Origin of the sequence: Peribacillus aracenensis (assembly GCF_025175645.1) — a bacterium.
Taxonomy (GTDB): Bacteria; Bacillota; Bacilli; order Bacillales; family DSM-1321; genus Peribacillus; species Peribacillus aracenensis.
The window spans coordinates 29,457-47,918 of the sequence record NZ_JANZMJ010000008.1 but is presented as its reverse complement, the minus strand read 5'-3'; the positions used below and the strand labels follow the sequence as shown (position 1 = coordinate 47,918).

Sequence of the window (18,462 nt, the reverse complement as noted above, 5' to 3'; positions counted from 1 at the left end):
TAAATGGCGAAAAAATCCAAGGTGATAAAAGCACAAAAACAGTTGGCAATGGTCGAAAAGTATGCAGAACTTAGAAAGGAATTGAAAGAGAAAGGGGATTATGCCGCATTGGCCAAACTCCCTCGCGATTCCTCGCCGACAAGGGTCCACAATCGTTGTGGAGTAACGGGAAGGCCACGTGGATATATGCGCAAATTCAACATGTCACGTATCGTTTTTAGGGAGCTTGCTCATAAAGGGCAACTGCCGGGTATCAAAAAGTCAAGCTGGTGAAGCGGGGAGTATCAAATCATTCGTCAGAAAAGGAGCCCTTGTTAAAAACAAGGGCTCCTTTATCATTATAAAGTAGTGATGCTTACTTGACTGCTTTTAATGCTTGTTCAGATATATAGAAGTCTTTTCCGTTGTAAACGGTGATGGCATTTATTTCTTTTTGTTTAGTGGATTTAGGAGTATTGCTGATCACGATATTCTTATTTGCAGGCAACTCTACTTTTTGCTGCCCCTTTTTCGCTACGAAAACCGGGTTATTTGGGTCAGACACATCAATACGGGTTGAATATCCTTTTTTCTCAAAGGATTCTTTAGCATTCATGTATAGTTTGTTCGATAATTTTTGTAAATCAAAGCCCATGAATTCGGCCATTTTTTTAGCGAGGTCTGTATTCTCCACTAATCCAGTCGGTTTTGAAGGGCCATAAGAATACAGGAATACGTCTTCCCCTGTATGACCGCCTGTTGTAAAGCCAATGTTGGCACGGTTAGCAAGCAGCTTTGTCATTTCAGCACCTACGTTTTTAGAAGAGGTAAGTTTTGCTGTTTCTTCAGAAGTCAGATCATCAAGTCCATATAGTGCTGCAACTTCTTTTAGATTGGAATGATCTGGTTTCAACTTACTTAAGGCTCCTTCAACAGTCATCTTCGCTTTCTTTAATGGATCGATATAAGCTGATACGGGTGTTTCCGGGTATGAGGAGTTCGTGTTTACGTTACCCATTGTAATCCCGCTGTTCCCATGGTCCGTTACAGCAATGACCATAGTGTTTCCGTCATTTTTTGCAAACTTAAGGGCTTCGTTTACGGCATCATCAAAAGCTAAAGTATCACTAATCATTCCGATCGTGTCGTTTCCGTGAGCAGCCCAGTCAATCTTGCTTCCTTCAACAAATAAGAAGAAGCCATCTTTATCTTTTTTCAAGGTTTTAAGGGCTTTATTGGTCATTTCGGCTAAAGTGGGCTCACTTGGCTTTGTTGTTTCACGATCTAAATCATATGCTAGGGCACTTGGTGCAAAGCTTCCCCAAATTTTATTCGATTTAGAGTTTAATAGCTCGTCACGGGATTCAACAAAATCATATTTGTCTTTATCGAGCACTTCCAAAAGGTTTTCTCCATCAATTCTTGCATTTTTTGTTTTACCTGGTAAAAGGGATTCTTTGCCCCCTCCCAATACGACGTCAATCCCCTGATAAACCTGCTGTTCCGCAATATCCCCATAATTGCTTCGATGTGTCACGTGAGCGGAGAAGCCTGCAGGTGTAGCATGCTGGATTTCAGATGTAGAAATGATGCCAGTAGCCTTTCCGGCTTGTTTTGCACCCTCCAAAACGTTAGCTACTGGTTTATGGGCATTTTTCGTATTAACCGGATCGAGCCCTGGAGAATTAACGATGGATGGAAGGACACCGACAAATTTATCATTTGATTTATTTCCTGTCGCAAGGGCTGTCGCTGCAGGAGCTGAGTCCGTAATGGCCGATTCAGCTGAGTATGTACGCATGCCGCCAGACAGCATTTCGTCCATGGCTAGATTATCGCCTTTATACCACCTTGAAAGGGTTGTGGCTCCAGTGCTTGTCCCGTCCATCACCATCATGATGACGTTTGTTGGTTCTTTTTTCTTATCCTTTGCCTGAACATCTTCCTTCATGGTTGAAATGCCTAGTGATGATATGGCTACCGCTCCCGCTAACGTAATTCCTGCTACCTTTTTGCTCATTTTCCCCAAAATGCTTACCTCCAAAAATATAATTATTACATCTTAGGATAAATGCAGTGTATTAAGAAATTACTTCATTTAAGTAAAGAAATGGGCTTTATTTGTAAAAATTGTTAAACATTGACGAAGCGGCTTGTAAAGTGAACGTTAAAAAAGCAGAAGTCTTTAAGACTCTGCTTTTTACCTTTGGAAAAATTCAATCCACTCTTTTTCCGGTCCATATACGTAGAAATAGCGATAACCATTTGGAAGGGTGACTATCTCTTCATCAATCAGCTCAGTGTTATCCAAGTTTTTGATCCGGGCGTATTCTTCTTCGATATCATCCACGGTAATGGCAAAATGGTGGATCGTTGCCTCGGATGGCAGTGTGTCACTATATCCCTGAATCAATTCTATTTCTGTTTCGTCCGACTCTTCGTATCCCAGAAATGCCAGTTCGATTACCCCATTAGTATGTGTCATGCGTGCTTTTAATTTTAAATCCAGCACATCTTGATAAAAGGCGATGGATTTTTCAAGATCTTTTACAACGACGCCAATGTGATCGACCCTTTTCACAGCCAAGAAACCTTCCTCCTTCATATGTCCGGATGCAAATTGCTAATATTAGTATATATAAGATTATTCGAAATTAAATTACATTTTTATAGCCGTTTTTAGATAATTTTTTAAATGTTGTTAATTAAGGGAAAGTAGTGGTGAATAATAAAAAAATGACAAATGGCTTATGGGATAATATTTTTCTTCCATAATTTTTCTGGATTCTTTTCTTGTAAAGAATGGCATTCATCATTTTCCAGGGCAAAAATTTGTTTCTAAATGGAATAGCCGATATACTTATTGAAACAACTCCATTATTAATGGATAGGAAAGGAGAGGTAGTATGGGAAAAATTCGTGAAGGTGAAGTTTTCACCCTTACCGATGACAGCGATGAAGGCCATGAAGTTGAGGTTTTAGGATCATTGGATGTAGAAGGAACGGAATATGTAGCAGTAGGTTTGCTTGAAGATATTGAAGAGGATACAGATGAAGATATCGATATTTTCTTTTTCAGGGTCGAAGGTGAAGGTGAACTGCTCGATATCGAATCGGATGAAGAATTCGAAAAAGTATCATTGGCGTTTGAAGCGGCATTTGAAGCGAAAGAATGACAAGATAAAAGGCGGCACATTATGTGTCGCCTTTTTTTATGTATAAAGAAAGTATTGGCCCCGCCTTCGCCAAATACCATGATAGCCACGCGTGCTATCCAGCCTTACTTAAGTATAGGGTACTATTATTGATAGGACGTGTACGATATATGAATATTTTGTTAATAAACGGAGTATTTTTCCATATCCAAGACATAGGATAAAAATGGAGGTGATGGGATGGCCGTTGTTAAGCACACTGATGCCGATATTGCCTTATTGGCAAGATTGCTTAGGGCGGAAGGCGAGGGTGAAGGTGATCAAGGCATGTTGATGATCGGTAATGTAGGGGTCAATCGGATTAGGTCGAATTGTTCCGATTTCAAAGGATTGAGGACGATTCCAGATATGATTTATCAGGAGCATGCCTTTGAAGCTGTACAGAAGGGGTATTTTTATCAGCGGGCAAGGGATAGGGAAAAAAGGCTTGCGCGCAGGAGCGTAGGTGGTGAAAGGCTATGGCCCTCTAAATTTAGCCTATGGTACTTCAGGCCACCGGGAGATTGTCCGGCAACCTGGTATAATCAGCCCCTGGTTGGGCGTTTTAAGCTTCATTGCTTTTATGAACCAACAGGTACAGAATGTCCGAACATTTATAATACATTTTAAGGAGGAGGCTGAACCTTATGGAGGTTTGGCCTCTTTGTGCATCAGTCTTTACTAGGAAAAATCAAATGATAAAACTGGCAAATGATTTACTGATAATGTAAAATTGAGACTGTAAATTTCCGGATAAGAAAGGAATAAAAAATTGATGAGTAAAAGGCTTATTAATTATGGACAAGGGCAAATGGGAATACAGCCGGAGGATAGTACCGAGAAATTTAAATCTTTCATGGAGAATAACCCGGACGCCATTTCCATTATTGATCTGGAAGGAAATACCCTTCAGGTGAATGCGGCTTTTGAAGAGTTTTTCGGTTGGACGAATGATGAGCTCATTGGCATGCCGTTTCCTATTATTCCTGATTTCTTGAAGGAATCAGTCAATGAATTGCATGACCAGATTAAGGCAGGGGTACAAAAGAAAGGCTTTGAAACGGTCAGGTTAAGGAAGGATGGCCAGTTAATCGATGTAAGCATCTCCCTGTTCAATATTCGGGATGATGAAAATGAGCCGTGCGCCCTGGTTTTCGTTTATCGGGATATCACGAATCAAAAACTTGCTGAAGCTGCCTTGAAGGAAAGTGAGCAAAGGTATCGCAGTTTAGTGGAGGTGTCACCTGAAGCGATTTTTGTACATCGCAATGGGATCATCGAGTATATGAATCCCATGGGGGCGAAAATGCTTGGGATGGATAGTGTGGAGGATATTATCGGTAAATCGGTTTTTCAGTTCGTTCACCTGGAGTCCCGGGAAAGTGTACAAAAAAGAATCGATATCATGAGGGATGATCATCAGGCGGTTGGTTTACTGGAACAAAAATTCATTCGACTTGACGGACAAGTATTTTATGGAGAAACACTCGGTCTTCCGATTATTTATAAAGGTCAGCCGGCCATACAGGTATTCTGCAGGGATATTACCGAGCGTAAAAAGACCGATGAGCTGCTCTGTAAATCCAATATGTTATCAGCGGTAGGACAGATGGCTGCAGGCATCGCGCACGAATTAAGAAATCCATTAACTACGGTCAAAGGATTTTTACAATTATTAAGGGAAAATCCTGAGCAAAAGGACTATCTTGAAATGACGGTCAGCGAAGTTGAAAAGATCGAAACCCTGGCCAATGAATTTTTAAGTTTAGCAGAGCCTGAAGCGAAGGTTTGTGAATACATCCAGCTTAACGATATATTGGATAGTGTGATTACATTAGCCGAGTTACAAGCGATATTGAATGATGTTGAATTCATCAAGGAATATAATACGGATTCGGCATCTGTCTTTGGCGAACCGAATCAGTTAAAACAAGTATTCACGAATGTCGTCAATAATGCGTTAGAAGCCATGCCGAATGGCGGCAAACTCCATATACAGTTACACCATGGAGGAGACTCTGCAATGATCCGATTCATTGATTCAGGCTGCGGAATCTCAAGTGAGCGTATGCAGCATTTAGGGCAGCCATTTTATAGCACCTCTGAAAAAGGAACGGGGTTTGGGCTCATGGTCAGTACTAAAATCATCCATGAGCATAATGGGGAAATTCATTTCAGCAGCGAAGTGGGAAAAGGGACGATTGTAGAGATCAGACTCCCTATAAATGAAAGTTCACATTGAAAGTGACGAGAAGCCATGCTCTCGTCACTTTTTTGGTTTATAGCTTAACGATCGTTCTGCCTCTTGCTTCCCCTTTTAATAGGGTAGGAAGGACGTCAGGCAATTCATTAAGTGTAATTTCCTGTTGAACGAGCTGTTCTAAATGCTCGAGTTTAAAGTCATTGGCAAGGCGATGCCATACTTTCAATCTTGTTTCCATCGGGCAATTGACCGAATCGATCCCAAGTAGATTAACCCCTCTTAGGATGAATGGAAAGACGGTGGCAGGAAGGCTTGTACCAGCTGTCAACCCACTGACCGCCACAGCTCCGCCATACTTGATTTGGCTAAGGACTGAAGCTAACGGTTCGCCGCCGACGGGATCTACCGCCCCGCTCCACTTCTGTTTGCCCAGTGCCCGCAGCTTGCCATCATATACTTCTTCACGCGATACGATGGTCGCCGCACCGATTTCCTTCAAATATTTATGTTCCGATTCTTTTCCTGTACTCGCCTCAACGGAATAGCCAAGTTTGGAAAGGATCGAGACTGCAAAACTGCCGACTCCGCCAGTTGCACCAGTGACAAGTACGCTCCCTTGCCCAGGGGCGAGGTTATTTTCTTCCAGTCGCAGAACCGATAAGGCTGCAGTGAAACCGGCCGTTCCGATGATCATGGCCTCTTTCATTGTAAGGCCATCAGGAAGCGGGACGATCCACTCTGCAGGAACACGGGCAAATTGACTATAGCCCCCTGATTGGGAAACGCCAATCCCGTAGGAGGTCGCAATGACTTCGTCTCCTTCTTTAAAGCGGGAATCCGCAGATGAAACGACAACACCAGCCATGTCTATTCCCGGAACGATCGGATAGCTGCTGACAATGTTTCCATTTGGAATTGCTGCAAGGCTGTCTTTATAGTTCACACCGGAATAATGAACACGGATGAGCACTTCGCCTTGAGGTAGATCATCAAGAGATAGTTGCTGAATGTTAACGGTGAATTGATCATCTTGCTTGTTCACGACCAATGCATCAAATTGCTGTATCATGGTTCGTTCCCCCTTAAAAATAATGATTCTACCCCATTATAAAAGAAAAAATATAGGAATGTATAATGATACAATTCGAAATAATAGCGCTCGCTTTTCTTTCTGCTTCTAAAAATGGTACTATTAGATTTGATTCAGTTCATATTAAAGGAGATGTTTAACATGGCTAAAAAAGGATACATACTTATGGAAAATGGAGAAAAAATCGAATTCGACCTTTTCCCGAACGAAGCACCGAACACAGTGGCTAACTTCGAAAACTTGGCTAACACAGGATTTTATAATGGCGTAGTCTTTCACCGTGTAATCCCTGGTTTCGTAAGCCAAGGCGGAGATCCAACAGGTACAGGTGCAGGCGGAAGCGGCAAGCAAATCAAATGTGAAACAGAAGGAAACCCTCATAAACATGAGGCAGGAAGCCTATCGATGGCACATGCCGGAAAAGACACAGGCTCAAGCCAATTCTTTATCGTGCATGAACCACAACCGCATCTTAACGGTGTTCACACAGTATTCGGTAAAGTGACATCTGGACTTGAAACAGCCAAAGCTATGAAAAATGGCGACAAAATGGAAAAAGTCGAAGTTTTTGACGCTGAATGATGAAAGCGAAAAGAGGGGGCATTATGCTCCCTCTTTCTTTTTGCACTGTTCATGAGTGGAAACAGGGGAATGTAGAGTCATTTTGGCGTCATGCTTTCAGTGAAATGATATTCGACCTCTGTCAAGGTTTCCGAAATGGCCCATAATCTTTTCGAGATTTCTTCATTATATAAGGAATCGATGATATCATCTTTTCTCGGAAAGCCTTTCCTGCTCTTCTTTCCATCGGGTCCGATATACTCCCCGCCTGTTAATGTAGGTTCCGTTGCGGCATAAAGGGTAGGCAATGCTCCCATACTCGCCGGCTGGGTGATGGTTTTCGAAAGAAAATGCACGAATCTATTTACGGGTTTGCCAGATCCGCGAGACATGAGATTAGTATGGGAAAGGCCCGGATGACAGGCGATGCTGATCGGGTTTGCATCATGCTGGTTGAATTTATTCTGTAATTCGCGGGCGAAGAGTAGATTCGCCAGCTTGCTTTGCCCATAGTATTTCATTGGTTTATAACCGCTTTCACCATTTAGGTTTTCGAAGTCTATATATCCATTGATGGCGGCCAAGCTGCTCAATGTGACCACCCGCGATCTTGGCGTAGAAAGGATACGCGGAAGAAGGAGGCCTGTCAAAGCAAAATGACCGAGATGATTGCTGCCGAATTGCAGCTCGAAACCATCTTTCGTCTTACTGTATGGCGGAATCATCACACCTGCGTTATTGATGAGGACGGACAGAGAGTCATAGTTTTCCTGAAAGGAATCAGCAAAATGCCGAATGCTGCTTAAATCACTTAAATCCAGCTGCATCACGTGTACATTCGCCTTAGGATGGACCGATAAGATTCTATCGACTGCCTTTTCACCTTTTGAAGCATTCCGGACTGCAAGGATGATCTCTGCCCCCTTACCGGCCAGTGCAAAAGCCGTTTCGAAGCCAATTCCACTATTTGCACCAGTAATCACAATGGTTTGCCCCGATACATCTGCCATTTCTTCGCCATTCCACTTTTCAATCATCCAATCACACCTTCCCATCGGTCTATACCTATCATATACCCAAATAATTCCTATATGTCACATTCTGTGGCGGGAACATGTGCTGTATTCTATTTTTTAAAAAAGCTCTTTTTGTAAAGATTGTCGTTTTTAAAACGAAACGATTTATGGTTGATTGGAGCGGAAGTGCGAGACTTCTGCGGGAGCAGCGGGACAGGTGAGACCCACAGGCGTTTACGCCGAGGAGGCTCACCGCCCGCCCCGCGGAAAGCGAGCATCTGGAGGGGAAATCAACCACACCGCATTACTTGGTAAATAGCAATAAAGTACGCGAAAACAGCCTTTAAAAGAATTAGCCGCCCATTAAATAATCCATTATATTTTTCAAAATCAGAATGACGGTTACTATGATGAATAATACCCTTACATATGCCACACCCTTCTTAATGGCGAATTTAGATCCGGCCAATGCACCTGCTATCATGGAGATCCCCATCGGTATTCCGTAGGAAAAGTTGACGGTATCAAGGAATATGAACATGATCAGTGCTGCCAGATTGCTTCCAAAGTTCAAAAATTTTGCATTTCCTGCAGAGTGCAAAAAATCAAAGCCAATCATTAAAAAGGCAAAGAGAATGAAAGATCCCGTTCCAGCGCCCAAAAACCCATCATAAAAACCAATGGCAAATATAGCGAACGCAAATAGTGCAGCCTTTTGCCATGTTAGTTTATGGTAAGTCGATTTCTGTCCCCACTCCTTTTTAAAAAAGGTATAAATGGCAATAGCTATTAATAGAACCAAGATCATTGGCTTTAATAATTCAGGCGAGACGAAATTAACAACCCAAGCGCCCAGCAGGGAACCTATGAAAATCAGTGGGAAAAGTTTGGATACCAATCGAAAATCAACCTTACCTGAGCGAATGAAGGCAATGGTGCTTGTTAAAGACCCCATGGAACTTGCTAACTTATTCGTTGCGATCGCTTGAGAGGGGGGAAGTCCAGAAAATAATAAAGCGGGTATGGAAATCAGGCCTCCGCCGCCTACCACAGAATCAATGAATGCTGCCAAAAATCCGAAAAACATCAGCAGCAAGAGTGTTGAAATTTGTATATCCTCCATCCAAGAAGCCTCCGTATCAATGGCATTATGGCTGAAATGCTTGTTATGCAGAAGCCATAATCCAAAGTTTTCTATTAGTCACTATTTAGATAGTAACTAATAAAACCCATTCTGTAAATGAGAATATTATGAGTCATACCTTTTGAAATCGAATAGATTTCGATAAGAGATTTGGTATGATAGGCATATAACTTACTAAAAGCACTAGGAGGTACTATGCAAGATATCATTCAAAAACTACAGTCTCTCGGGTTTAGTCAATATGAAGCAAAGGCTTATGTTTCTTTGGTTCGCCAAGGTCCAACCAGTGCCTATCAAGTAAGCAAGGAATCAGGAATTCCCAGGGCCCGCATCTATGAGATATTAAACGGACTGCAAGAAGAGGGAATCGTCTTAAAAGAGGAAATCAATGACTCGATAAAATATTCACCGCTACCAGTCGATGTGTTTTTGGAGTCGGTTCAATCAAAATGGAACAATACCTATCAATCCATCAGCCATACACTAAAACAATTCGAGAAAATCGAACCGATGTCCGATAATCGTGTAATGACGCTTAAGGGGGAAGGGCATATCCTTTCCTTTTGCCGTACTCTGATTCACAAAGCCGAGAAAAGGGTGGTGGTTTCCTTATGGGACGAGATGTATGGAAAACTTGAAACAGAGCTAAAGGGGGCTGCCGCGCATTGCACTCTCAAGGGGATTGCCTTTCATGTTGAAAAACCATTATCAGGTATAGACATACATCGCAAAACAAGTTATGTGGAAAATATCGGAGAAAACAAATGGTTCATCTTATCCATTGATGGCAAGGAGACGATTTACGGCCCTTCTCCCGAAACGAGAGAAACGGCGTTCTACACAGATGATCCCATTCATATCAATTTTCTCGAAAACTACATTTGGCATGATATCCTCGTTAACCGCTTGGTTAAAAAGAATGAAGAAGATACCGAGAATTGGATTTCAATTGAAAGAGACCGGTTTTTCTCCCTATAGAAGAAAGCTGATAGCCCCTTTGCAGGGGGGCTATCAGCTTTTTTATTTTTGTATCAAAAGTCATTCGGATAAAAGGGTTTTAGGAAATCTGATGGCCGTGGGCAAACTGGATTTATCCCGATAAGATCTGTAAGACACAATCGGATGATCATGGGCTTGAACATCCAACTGAAGAATCTGTGAGCTTTTCATTTCCAAATAGTACGTAACGCCTTCTTTTTGTAAATGATAAAAAGAAAAGGGAATCCCTAAAAGGTTTTTCCTGATTAGTTTTGTTTCAGGCTGATTGATGATGTGCTCACTCAATTCCGCTATCGTAACAGAGGTTGTTCCTGTAATGGCCGTTATTTTTTCTTTTGCATAATCGACTGCATGACTGAAGGTACCGGCAATATTCTTCAAGATTCCGTTCATGGGGGCATCTCCTTTTAATTAGGCTATGTTTGTAGTATGGTACCTGGCTAATGCTTTATGCAAAAAATACGCGTAGATGATATAGAATTGCCACTTTATGAACATGATTAAGAAGTGTGCAATGAAATCAAAAAAAGCAATCAAGGAAGGACAGGGAAAATGTCAATGAAGGTCAAAGCATGAAGAATAAAAAAATGTATATGGGCCTGCTTTTCATCACAATCCTCGCTTTTTCAATATGGTTCATTCAGTTGAATATCGAAGTGAACTCAAGAGCGGAAAAAGGGAAAGACGCCGAAGCGGATAGTCATGAGAAAGTAGAAAAATTGCTAAAAAAAATGACACTTGAAGAAAAAATCGGACAGCTTATGATGGTCGGTTTCAAGGGAACTGAAAAGGGCAATGAAATCACGGAGCTTATCGAACAAAAACATATAGGAGGCGTCATTTATTTTGACCGCAATATGAAATCCCCTAAACAAGTGGCTAGATTATCCAACTCGCTTCAGCAAACGGCCAATCAAAGTACACATTCGCTTCCATTGATGGTGGCCATCGATCAGGAAGGCGGGGACATCATCAGGATGAAGGAAAGGGTATCGCCCCTCCCTGCGCAACAGGATCTTGGAAAAAATGCCTCTATTGAAGACATGTACAAGGTGGCCAAATTGAATGGAACAGAACTTGGATCCATGGGGGTCAACATTAATTTCGCCCCTGTACTAGATCTATCGCGAACGGATAAGCGTTCATTGGGGCAAGATCCCAAAAAGGTCTATCAATACGGAAAGAAAGCCATTCAAGGCTTGAATGATGCATCGATAACTGGTGCATTGAAGCACTTTCCTGGAAACGGCCGCAGCGAAATCGATCCGCATGTCGAAACATCTTCCGTTGAGGCAAACCAACTTGATCTGGAAAATTCGGATATTTATCCTTTCAAGCAAATCATAAGTGAAATGGATAACCAAAAGTTTTTCGTGATGGTGACCCACATTAAATATCCAGCCTATGATAAAGAAAAACCAGCAAGCCTATCTAACATCATCATAGAAGACCTGCTTCGGGGAAAACTCAAATATGAAGGGATTGTCGTTACCGACGATTTGGAAATGGGTGCTGTGAACAAGTATTACTCCTATGAAGAGATGGGGAAGCAGGCAATCCTTGCAGGAGCTGATTTATTACTTGTCTGTCATGAATACTCCCATGAGCTTGAAGTATATAACGGATTGCTGCAAGCGGTAAAAGCAGGGGAAGTTCCAATGGATAGAATTAACGAGTCAGTGAAAAGAGTGCTGACATATAAACTTTACAATATGAAGCAAATGAAAGCTGACCCGGATCAAGCTGAAAAAGTAGTGGGAAATCCAGAAAGCATAAAGTATATCGAAAGTCTGGGCGATGATGAATAAGAGCGAAGCCACTCTCTCAAAAGGGTGGCTTTTGTTTAAATCAGCTGATAGAGGGAATACTATATATGACTAACTTGAAGGAGGAAACTAACATGCCATCAAACAAAATGCTTGGAACCGTCCTGATAGGAGCAGCCGCATTTTTAATGCGCAATAAGAAAACCCGTGAAAAAACCATGAGTCAAATAAAGTCCCTAGCCACACCGGAAACCATCGATAAGGTTAAGGGCCAATTCCAATCAATAACCAAAACAAAATCAAGTAATCCATCCGTACGTTAAGGTGAAATAACCCATTAAAAGTTTTAATGGGACAAGACTGTAAATTAGAGAAAAACTAGTTTACAGTTTTTTTTTCTTGAAAAAATTCCAGTTGATCCGCTCCCGTTCCGCCGAGTCTGCCAAGCCTCATCAAAGCAAGCGTCTGGCTTGGCTAGTCAGTTATTCGTCAGGGGTTCGCACATAGAGGGTTCATTCGTATAATAAAATCATGGTTCGGGGTGAGAGCATTTCGAACTTCTTTTGTCATCAAACTGTCCCCGCTAAAATGGGGTTTTTTTAATTGCTTAATATCCAGCAGTAAAAGGAAAAGCACCCGTTTCTTTAGAGGACCTTGGAAAGGTCTTCTAAAGTACAAGTGCTTTCATGAATGGTCAATGATCATTCAGCTTCATCTTCACCGTCATCTTCTTTGTTGAACCAAAGCGGATCCTCATTATCGACTTCACCATTATAATTAATCAGGATTTCTTCTCCTGCTTTTATGTCGGTGTAAGCAAAGAAATCAAACGTATGATTCTTGAAGTTTATGTCATACGTAGCGTTGGGTGTATAAGAATGATTAAACAGCATGCCATAACCTAAAAGCATGGCAGTATGGTTAATTCCATATTCAAACGCATAATCAGCCAGCAATGTTTTCTCTATGAAAACATGCTCCTCGTTCGGATAAGCAATGACAGGTGCCTCATGCAAAAGCTCACCTTTTTTAATGTCTCGTGTTGCGAATACGCCTCTATTGAACTCACCATCACTGAGTGTGGAAGTTTTAACTTCAATCATGTTCGTCACCTACTTGTTCTATTCAATATAGTCCAGATCATCTAAGCTTGACAGTTAATAAGAAGAAAAGCAACTATTTTACGGAATTAATCAATTTTAACAAACGGCATGATTGTTTTTTATTGCGGATCTACCGGTACCGTGGGACGGAATTCTTCACATGAGGAACGAAAAAAGGTAGCGAACGGCTGAAGTAATCGGGATAGCCCCGTATATCCATTCCAATAAAAAAACACCTCCGCTAGAAGACAAGCTAGGGAGGTGTCGGTCATATAGGTAAATCTCTTAATTCACACCGACAGCTGTAAAGGCATTTTTGACAGCTGTGACTTCTGCACTGCTAGAACCGTATAAATCAGAGGCCGCTTGTACGACTGCCGCTTTGGCTTGTGAAAATGTCGACGAGGAAGTTAAATAAACCGTGTTTGCCCGGTAAAAGATGGTTCCCAGTTTATCGATGCCAATCCCGGATACGCTCACGCCGTGGTGAGTTCCGCCTGCAGAAATCAAATAGGCCGCCTTATTGATGATTCCGCTGTTCGTATGGACTCCGCCGTTATCACCCGTACCCGTATAGCGGTTCGAATAATGGTCAGGGTCACCATTCAATGTAGGATTAGCCATTGAACGAAGTGCATCACCGGAAATGTTAGGTGTGTAAATATCTTCGCCAATCAAATAATCGGCTTTGTCACTTTGATTCTTGAATTCCACGACCGTCCCAAAAATATCAGAAATCGCTTCATTCAAAGCACCGGATTCATTCTGATAGGTAAGGTTCGATTCCGAGGAAGTCACGGCATGCGTCAGTTCATGTGCAACAACATCCAGACCGCCCGACAGTGGGATGAACGTCGTGCCATCTCCATCACCGTAAACCATCTGGGTGCCATCCCAGAATGCATTATTATATCTTGAGCCATAATGAACGGTCGATTTCAGGCTGGTTCCATTTCCATCATAAGAGTTCCGTCCAAACGTGGATTTATAATAATCATAGGTTTTACCTGCATAATTATGGGCATCAACCGCAGCTTTATCGGTAGAAGTAGTGAAAGCATTTGTCTTGTTGGAAAAGAGTGTACCAGGCAATGTTGAACGGTTATTGGCATTATAAGTATAGATGCCTTTCCCGCGTGTATTGTCCTGTAAATAGTATTGGCCGTTGGATAAGGTAGTGTTCAATGACACGGTATTGTTTAAGACGCCGGTGCCCGTTCCGACGGAATTGGTCCCCGTCACTTCATCTAGTGTATTAAATTTATTCAGGATTTTACCTGTTTTGACTGATATGAAATAATTATGATTTCCTGGTTCGGGACTTAAGAATTTCAAATTGACTTTATATACATAATCGGCATTGCCTTCATTTGCGTATACATATAGGTCGGATTCAGGTGATTGTTCGTAGGCAGGAGTGAACCCAAGATCCGCTTCAGCTATTTTGATAGCTTCGGATTTACTGATGCCTTTTTTAGCCTTTTTCCCTAATTTCGTGTTTAGATTGGCTTCAACCGTACCGGACACGACCGTCAATACACCTTTAGTGTCAATCAATACTGCTTGTGTGGAATTCCATACAGGTACGCCTTTATAGGTTTGTTGCAATTTAAGGACGGTATTGCCTAGTTCATCCTTGCTTTCTTTCTGGATCGTGAAGGAGTCTTTCGCCTTTTGCTTTTCTAGCTTGTAAGACTTTTTGTTTTCATCAAAAAAGGTAAGAATGATATCTTCTGCAGTTTGCTTTGATGGGTCCGTAAGTTTCCCAGACTTGAATTCTAGCGAATCCTTATGCTTATTGTACTTTTCAACACTTAACACATTTTTTGCCGCTAAAGCTTCTTGATGGGGAATAGCAGAAAATAATAGACCGAGAGATAGTGCAGTTCCTAAAAATACCTTACCTTTCATAACACTCAACTCCTTCATGAGAATAACCTCATTTTTACATCGTTTCATATTATTCACAAACGGAGAAAACTCGCAAAAAATATGACATTTAAAGGAATAAAATGGAGAAAAATGGTTTTTAAAAGAAATATTCTCTGAATATATTCTTATAGTAATATTTGGAATGTATGTAAATTGAACCAAATGAATAAAAGTGCAAAAAAACATGGCATAATGTGCAAAAAAATGTGGCGTAAAGTGCAAAATATTTTGTCTATTAAGGGCGTTTTTTTTGTTTATTTGTTGAATATTGCGTTTTATAAATTTGGCATGAAAATTGCATATATTCAGAAAAGGAATTCGAATTTTAAATTAGATCTATTTGAAAGTCTATGAAATAGGAAAATTTATTAAATGGATTTCCCATATATGAAAGCGCTTATATAGAAAGGGATGAAAATTATGATACCAAAACAAGAACATGACATCGTTCAACATCCTCCGCAGCAAGAAGGACAAGAACTAAAACGCGGTTTAAAATCCCGCCATTTAACGATGATTTCCATTGGCGGGGCTATTGGCACCGGGCTGTTTCTTAGCAGCGGGGCAGCCATCCATACAGCTGGGCCAGGCGGCGCATTACTTGCATATGCCTTAGTTGGGGCAATGGTTTACTTTGTGATGACGAGCTTAGGGGAACTGGCAGCCTTTATGCCTACAAGCGGCTCATTCAGTACCTATGGAACGAAATTCGTCGATCCGGCATTTGGTTTTGCCTTGGGATGGACGTATTGGTTCAATTGGTCGATGACGATAGCGGCAGAGTTGGCAGCCTCGACAATGATCATGAAATTCTGGTTTCCGAATAGTCCATCATTGTTATGGAGTTCATCATTCTTGGTGCTCATTTTCCTTTTGAATTATTTATCCGTTAAAGGATATGGTGAAGGGGAATATTGGTTTTCCTTCATAAAGGTTACAGCCATCGTTATTTTTATAATCGTCGGGCTGCTAATGATCGTCGGCATTATGGGCGGCGAAGCAGTAGGTTTTAAAAACTTCACCGTCGATGACGCTCCTTTCCCGGGTGGGTTCATGGGTGTCTTCATCGTGTTCATAGCGGCTGGCTTTTCTTTTCAAGGTACCGAAATTGTTGGTGTGGCTGCCGGGGAAAGTGAAGATCCTGCACGGAATATACCGAAGGCCATTAAGAGTGTCTTCTGGAGAATCTTGCTCTTCTACGTACTTGCAATATTTGTTATAGGGCTGCTTATCCCTTATACGAACTCAAGTTTACAAGGTGATAACGTCATGGTAAGCCCATTCACGCTCATTTTTGAAAAGGCTGGAGTGGCCTTTGCCGCTTCGCTTATGAATGCCGTCATTTTAACCGCGGTATTATCTGCAGGTAACTCAAGCCTATATGCATCAACGCGTATGTTATACTCAATGGCAAAAGATGGACAAGCACCGCGCATTTTTGCAAAACTTAATAAACGCGGAGTACCGGTTGCAGGCATGATTTTGACATGTTCCATCGGCATGCTGGCCTTTTTAGCCTCCATATTCGGGGATGGTAAAGTGTATATTTGGTTAATGAATGCCATTGGAATTACAGGATTTATCTTTTGGCTCGGCATTTCCATCAGCCATTACCGTTTCCGGAAAGCATTCATCGCTCAAGGCCATTCATTGGAGAAGCTGCCATATAAGGCATTATGGTTTCCGATTGGACCGATCTTTGCCATTTTAATTGGCATGATCGTCATCCTGTCCCAAAATATCCAAGCATTTTTCTCAGATCATATCGATTGGGGCAGTGTTATAGCTGCATACCTGGGAATCCCGCTTTTCCTTGGTCTATGGTTTGGCTATAAACTGGTGAGAAAAACTAAATTCGTTAAAATTGATGAAGTAGAATTTGATTTTGACAAAAAATATGAATGAACAAGCTTAAAGTAAAATCAGCCGGACAATGTAGTTTTAAATTGTCCGGCTTTTACTTGTTTTCTATAGGCTCATTAACAAAATCCAGGAAGCTGATTCCTGGATTTTTATTTTTATAAAATGGAAATTTATACAAAAATAACAGGCGGTGTTATATGATAATCGTAAACTCTGCATAAGTGCATGTACAGAACGACGGGGAAAGCTTTTACTATTTCCAATGGAAAGGGAAGGTGCACGGCTGATGACATTATTGACTCATTTAAAAGTATTGGATTTTTCAACGTTACTGCCAGGCCCATTTGCCACTTTGATGCTAGCGGATTTAGGAGCGGATGTTTTGAAGGTAGAGAGGCCGGGAGCAACGGATTCATGGGGTGTGAACCAATATCTTAACCGATCGAAAAAGTCGATCACACTTGATTTGAAACAATCTGAGTCCATTGAATCCGTAAAAAATCTAGTGAAGGAATACGATATCGTCATTGAACAGTTCCGTCCAGGTGTCATGGAACGCCTAGGGCTTGGATATGAGGCATTAAAATGGATCAATCCGAAGCTGATTTACTGTTCCATCACGGGCTTCGGCCAGACCGGTCCCTATAAAGACCGACCGGGACATGATATCAATTATATTTCGATTGCAGGCTTATCAGGCTATTCCGGTACAAAAAAGGACGGCCCGGCAAAAAACGGAACTCAAATAGCAGATCTTGCTGGAGGATCCCTGCATGCTGTTATCGGTATATTATCTGCAGTCATACACCGGGAAAGTACGGGATTCGGCCAAGCCATCGACATCAGCATGACTGACTGCAGTTTTGCGTTGAATGCCATCTCCGCACCCCTGAATTTACAAGGGGGCCTCGAGCTTGAACCAGAAAAACTGATGTTGAACGGAGGATCCTTTTATGACTTTTACGAAACGAAGGATGGACGCTATTTTTCGGTAGGAAGCCTAGAGCCCCCTTTTCGAAAAGCATTATGTGAAGCGATCGGTGCACCCGAATTGTATGAACTGAGCACCAAAAGTGATGAAGAAAGCGGAATCAGGTTTAAAACGGCCGTCCGACTGGCTTTCCTTGAACGGGATTTTCATGAATGGCAGGAAATATTCGCTGATTTCGAAGCCTGCGCAGAACCAGTTCTAACCTTCACTGAAGCGGCCGAACACCCCCAATTGAAGGAAAGGGGAATGATCGTCGAGGTACCGGACGGAAAAGGAAATGTCCAGAAGCAAATCGCTTGCCCGATCAAAACATCGGTTTTCACCCCTGAATATAAACATGCAGGCTTGAGGCCAGGACAAAACAACGCAGAAATTCTTCACACCCCCAATCGATAAATGAAGATGTTAAGGCTATCACTTTTCCGAGTTTTTTTCGGAAGGAGGTAGCCTGTTTCTTTGAATTAAGCTGGAGTCAGGCCTAAAAACCTGGAAACAACCCGGATTAAGCAGAAGGAGAACAATAGCACTTGTGGTAAGCGATATATCACTACTGTGAAAATTTACTAGTTATAACGAATGTGGGCAGGGTATCAGAGTAGCATCTGGTAAGAAATTGCTCAG

18 protein-coding genes are annotated in these 18,462 nt (G+C 41.8%); 10 read left to right on the top strand and 8 right to left on the bottom strand.

What is annotated here, in order from left to right:
• The first annotated feature begins 3 nt into the window (after positions 1 to 3).
• Positions 4 to 273, top strand: a complete 270-nt coding sequence (gene rpsN / locus N0M92_RS10410; RefSeq protein ID WP_214744069.1) for a 30S ribosomal protein S14 — start codon at positions 4 to 6, stop codon at positions 271 to 273.
• 82 nt (positions 274 to 355) lie between these two features.
• Here rpsN and N0M92_RS10405 read toward each other — a convergent pair whose 3' ends face one another.
• Positions 356 to 1,999, bottom strand: a complete 1,644-nt coding sequence (locus N0M92_RS10405; protein WP_260285753.1) for an alkaline phosphatase — start codon at positions 1,997 to 1,999, stop codon at positions 356 to 358.
• Between the two features lie 180 nt (positions 2,000 to 2,179).
• Positions 2,180 to 2,584 carry a VOC family protein gene (locus N0M92_RS10400; RefSeq protein WP_260285634.1) on the bottom strand — a complete coding sequence of 135 codons (405 nt, stop codon included), beginning with the start codon at positions 2,582 to 2,584 and terminating at the stop codon, positions 2,180 to 2,182.
• Positions 2,585 to 2,885: 301 nt separating this feature from the next.
• Between N0M92_RS10400 and N0M92_RS10395 the strand changes: the two genes are divergently transcribed.
• The 3 genes from N0M92_RS10395 (at position 2,886) to N0M92_RS10385 (ending at position 5,415) form a co-directional block, all read left to right on the top strand.
• Positions 2,886 to 3,155 carry a DUF1292 domain-containing protein gene (locus N0M92_RS10395; RefSeq protein ID WP_034310405.1) on the top strand — a complete coding sequence of 90 codons (270 nt, stop codon included), beginning with the start codon at positions 2,886 to 2,888 and terminating at the stop codon, positions 3,153 to 3,155.
• A gap of 219 nt (positions 3,156 to 3,374) precedes the next feature.
• Entirely contained in the window at positions 3,375 to 3,803 is a 429-nt protein-coding gene (locus N0M92_RS10390) for a cell wall hydrolase (RefSeq protein WP_192206867.1), read from the top strand.
• Between the two features lie 145 nt (positions 3,804 to 3,948).
• Complete coding sequence (locus tag N0M92_RS10385; protein WP_260285633.1) at positions 3,949 to 5,415, top strand: PAS domain-containing sensor histidine kinase; 1,467 nt, start codon at positions 3,949 to 3,951, stop codon at positions 5,413 to 5,415.
• 37 nt (positions 5,416 to 5,452) lie between these two features.
• Here N0M92_RS10385 and N0M92_RS10380 read toward each other — a convergent pair whose 3' ends face one another.
• The gene (locus N0M92_RS10380) at positions 5,453 to 6,445 is read right to left on the bottom strand and encodes an NADPH:quinone oxidoreductase family protein (RefSeq protein ID WP_260285632.1); all 993 of its coding nucleotides are present in this window, start codon (positions 6,443 to 6,445) and stop codon (positions 5,453 to 5,455) included.
• Positions 6,446 to 6,607: 162 nt separating this feature from the next.
• On the opposite strand from N0M92_RS10380, the gene N0M92_RS10375 reads away from it, so the two are divergent.
• Positions 6,608 to 7,048, top strand: coding sequence for a peptidylprolyl isomerase (locus tag N0M92_RS10375; RefSeq protein ID WP_192206864.1), 441 nt, complete (start codon positions 6,608 to 6,610; stop codon positions 7,046 to 7,048).
• Between the two features lie 77 nt (positions 7,049 to 7,125).
• Here N0M92_RS10375 and N0M92_RS10370 read toward each other — a convergent pair whose 3' ends face one another.
• Entirely contained in the window at positions 7,126 to 8,064 is a 939-nt protein-coding gene (locus N0M92_RS10370) for an oxidoreductase (RefSeq protein WP_260285631.1), read from the bottom strand.
• Between the two features lie 331 nt (positions 8,065 to 8,395).
• Positions 8,396 to 9,166: a sulfite exporter TauE/SafE family protein gene (locus N0M92_RS10365; protein ID WP_260285630.1), complete on the bottom strand. Its 771-nt coding sequence runs from the start codon at positions 9,164 to 9,166 to the stop codon at positions 8,396 to 8,398.
• 216 nt (positions 9,167 to 9,382) lie between these two features.
• Between N0M92_RS10365 and N0M92_RS10360 the strand changes: the two genes are divergently transcribed.
• Complete coding sequence (locus N0M92_RS10360) at positions 9,383 to 10,165, top strand: TrmB family transcriptional regulator (protein WP_260285629.1); 783 nt, start codon at positions 9,383 to 9,385, stop codon at positions 10,163 to 10,165.
• A 60-nt stretch (positions 10,166 to 10,225) separates the two neighbouring features.
• On the opposite strand, the gene N0M92_RS10355 is transcribed toward N0M92_RS10360, so the two are convergent.
• Positions 10,226 to 10,579 carry a hypothetical protein gene (locus N0M92_RS10355; RefSeq protein ID WP_260285628.1) on the bottom strand — a complete coding sequence of 118 codons (354 nt, stop codon included), beginning with the start codon at positions 10,577 to 10,579 and terminating at the stop codon, positions 10,226 to 10,228.
• A 179-nt stretch (positions 10,580 to 10,758) separates the two neighbouring features.
• On the opposite strand from N0M92_RS10355, the gene nagZ reads away from it, so the two are divergent.
• Together nagZ and N0M92_RS10345 are read left to right on the top strand one after the other, a co-directional pair.
• Positions 10,759 to 11,994: a beta-N-acetylhexosaminidase gene (gene nagZ / locus N0M92_RS10350; RefSeq protein ID WP_260285627.1), complete on the top strand. Its 1,236-nt coding sequence runs from the start codon at positions 10,759 to 10,761 to the stop codon at positions 11,992 to 11,994.
• Positions 11,995 to 12,086: 92 nt separating this feature from the next.
• Positions 12,087 to 12,275 carry a hypothetical protein gene (locus tag N0M92_RS10345; RefSeq protein WP_260285626.1) on the top strand — a complete coding sequence of 63 codons (189 nt, stop codon included), beginning with the start codon at positions 12,087 to 12,089 and terminating at the stop codon, positions 12,273 to 12,275.
• Positions 12,276 to 12,653: 378 nt separating this feature from the next.
• On the opposite strand, the gene N0M92_RS10340 is transcribed toward N0M92_RS10345, so the two are convergent.
• Both N0M92_RS10340 and N0M92_RS10335 read right to left on the bottom strand, forming a co-directional pair.
• Positions 12,654 to 13,055: an SET domain-containing protein gene (locus N0M92_RS10340; RefSeq protein WP_192206858.1), complete on the bottom strand. Its 402-nt coding sequence runs from the start codon at positions 13,053 to 13,055 to the stop codon at positions 12,654 to 12,656.
• 285 nt (positions 13,056 to 13,340) lie between these two features.
• The gene (locus N0M92_RS10335) at positions 13,341 to 14,966 is read right to left on the bottom strand and encodes a M4 family metallopeptidase (protein WP_260285625.1); all 1,626 of its coding nucleotides are present in this window, start codon (positions 14,964 to 14,966) and stop codon (positions 13,341 to 13,343) included.
• 441 nt (positions 14,967 to 15,407) lie between these two features.
• On the opposite strand from N0M92_RS10335, the gene N0M92_RS10330 reads away from it, so the two are divergent.
• Positions 15,408 to 16,892: an amino acid permease gene (locus tag N0M92_RS10330; protein ID WP_260285624.1), complete on the top strand. Its 1,485-nt coding sequence runs from the start codon at positions 15,408 to 15,410 to the stop codon at positions 16,890 to 16,892.
• A gap of 244 nt (positions 16,893 to 17,136) precedes the next feature.
• On the top strand, positions 17,137 to 18,237 hold the full coding sequence (locus N0M92_RS10325; protein WP_260285623.1) for a CaiB/BaiF CoA transferase family protein: 1,101 nt from the start codon (positions 17,137 to 17,139) through the stop codon (positions 18,235 to 18,237).
• The last annotated feature ends 225 nt before the right edge of the window (positions 18,238 to 18,462 follow it).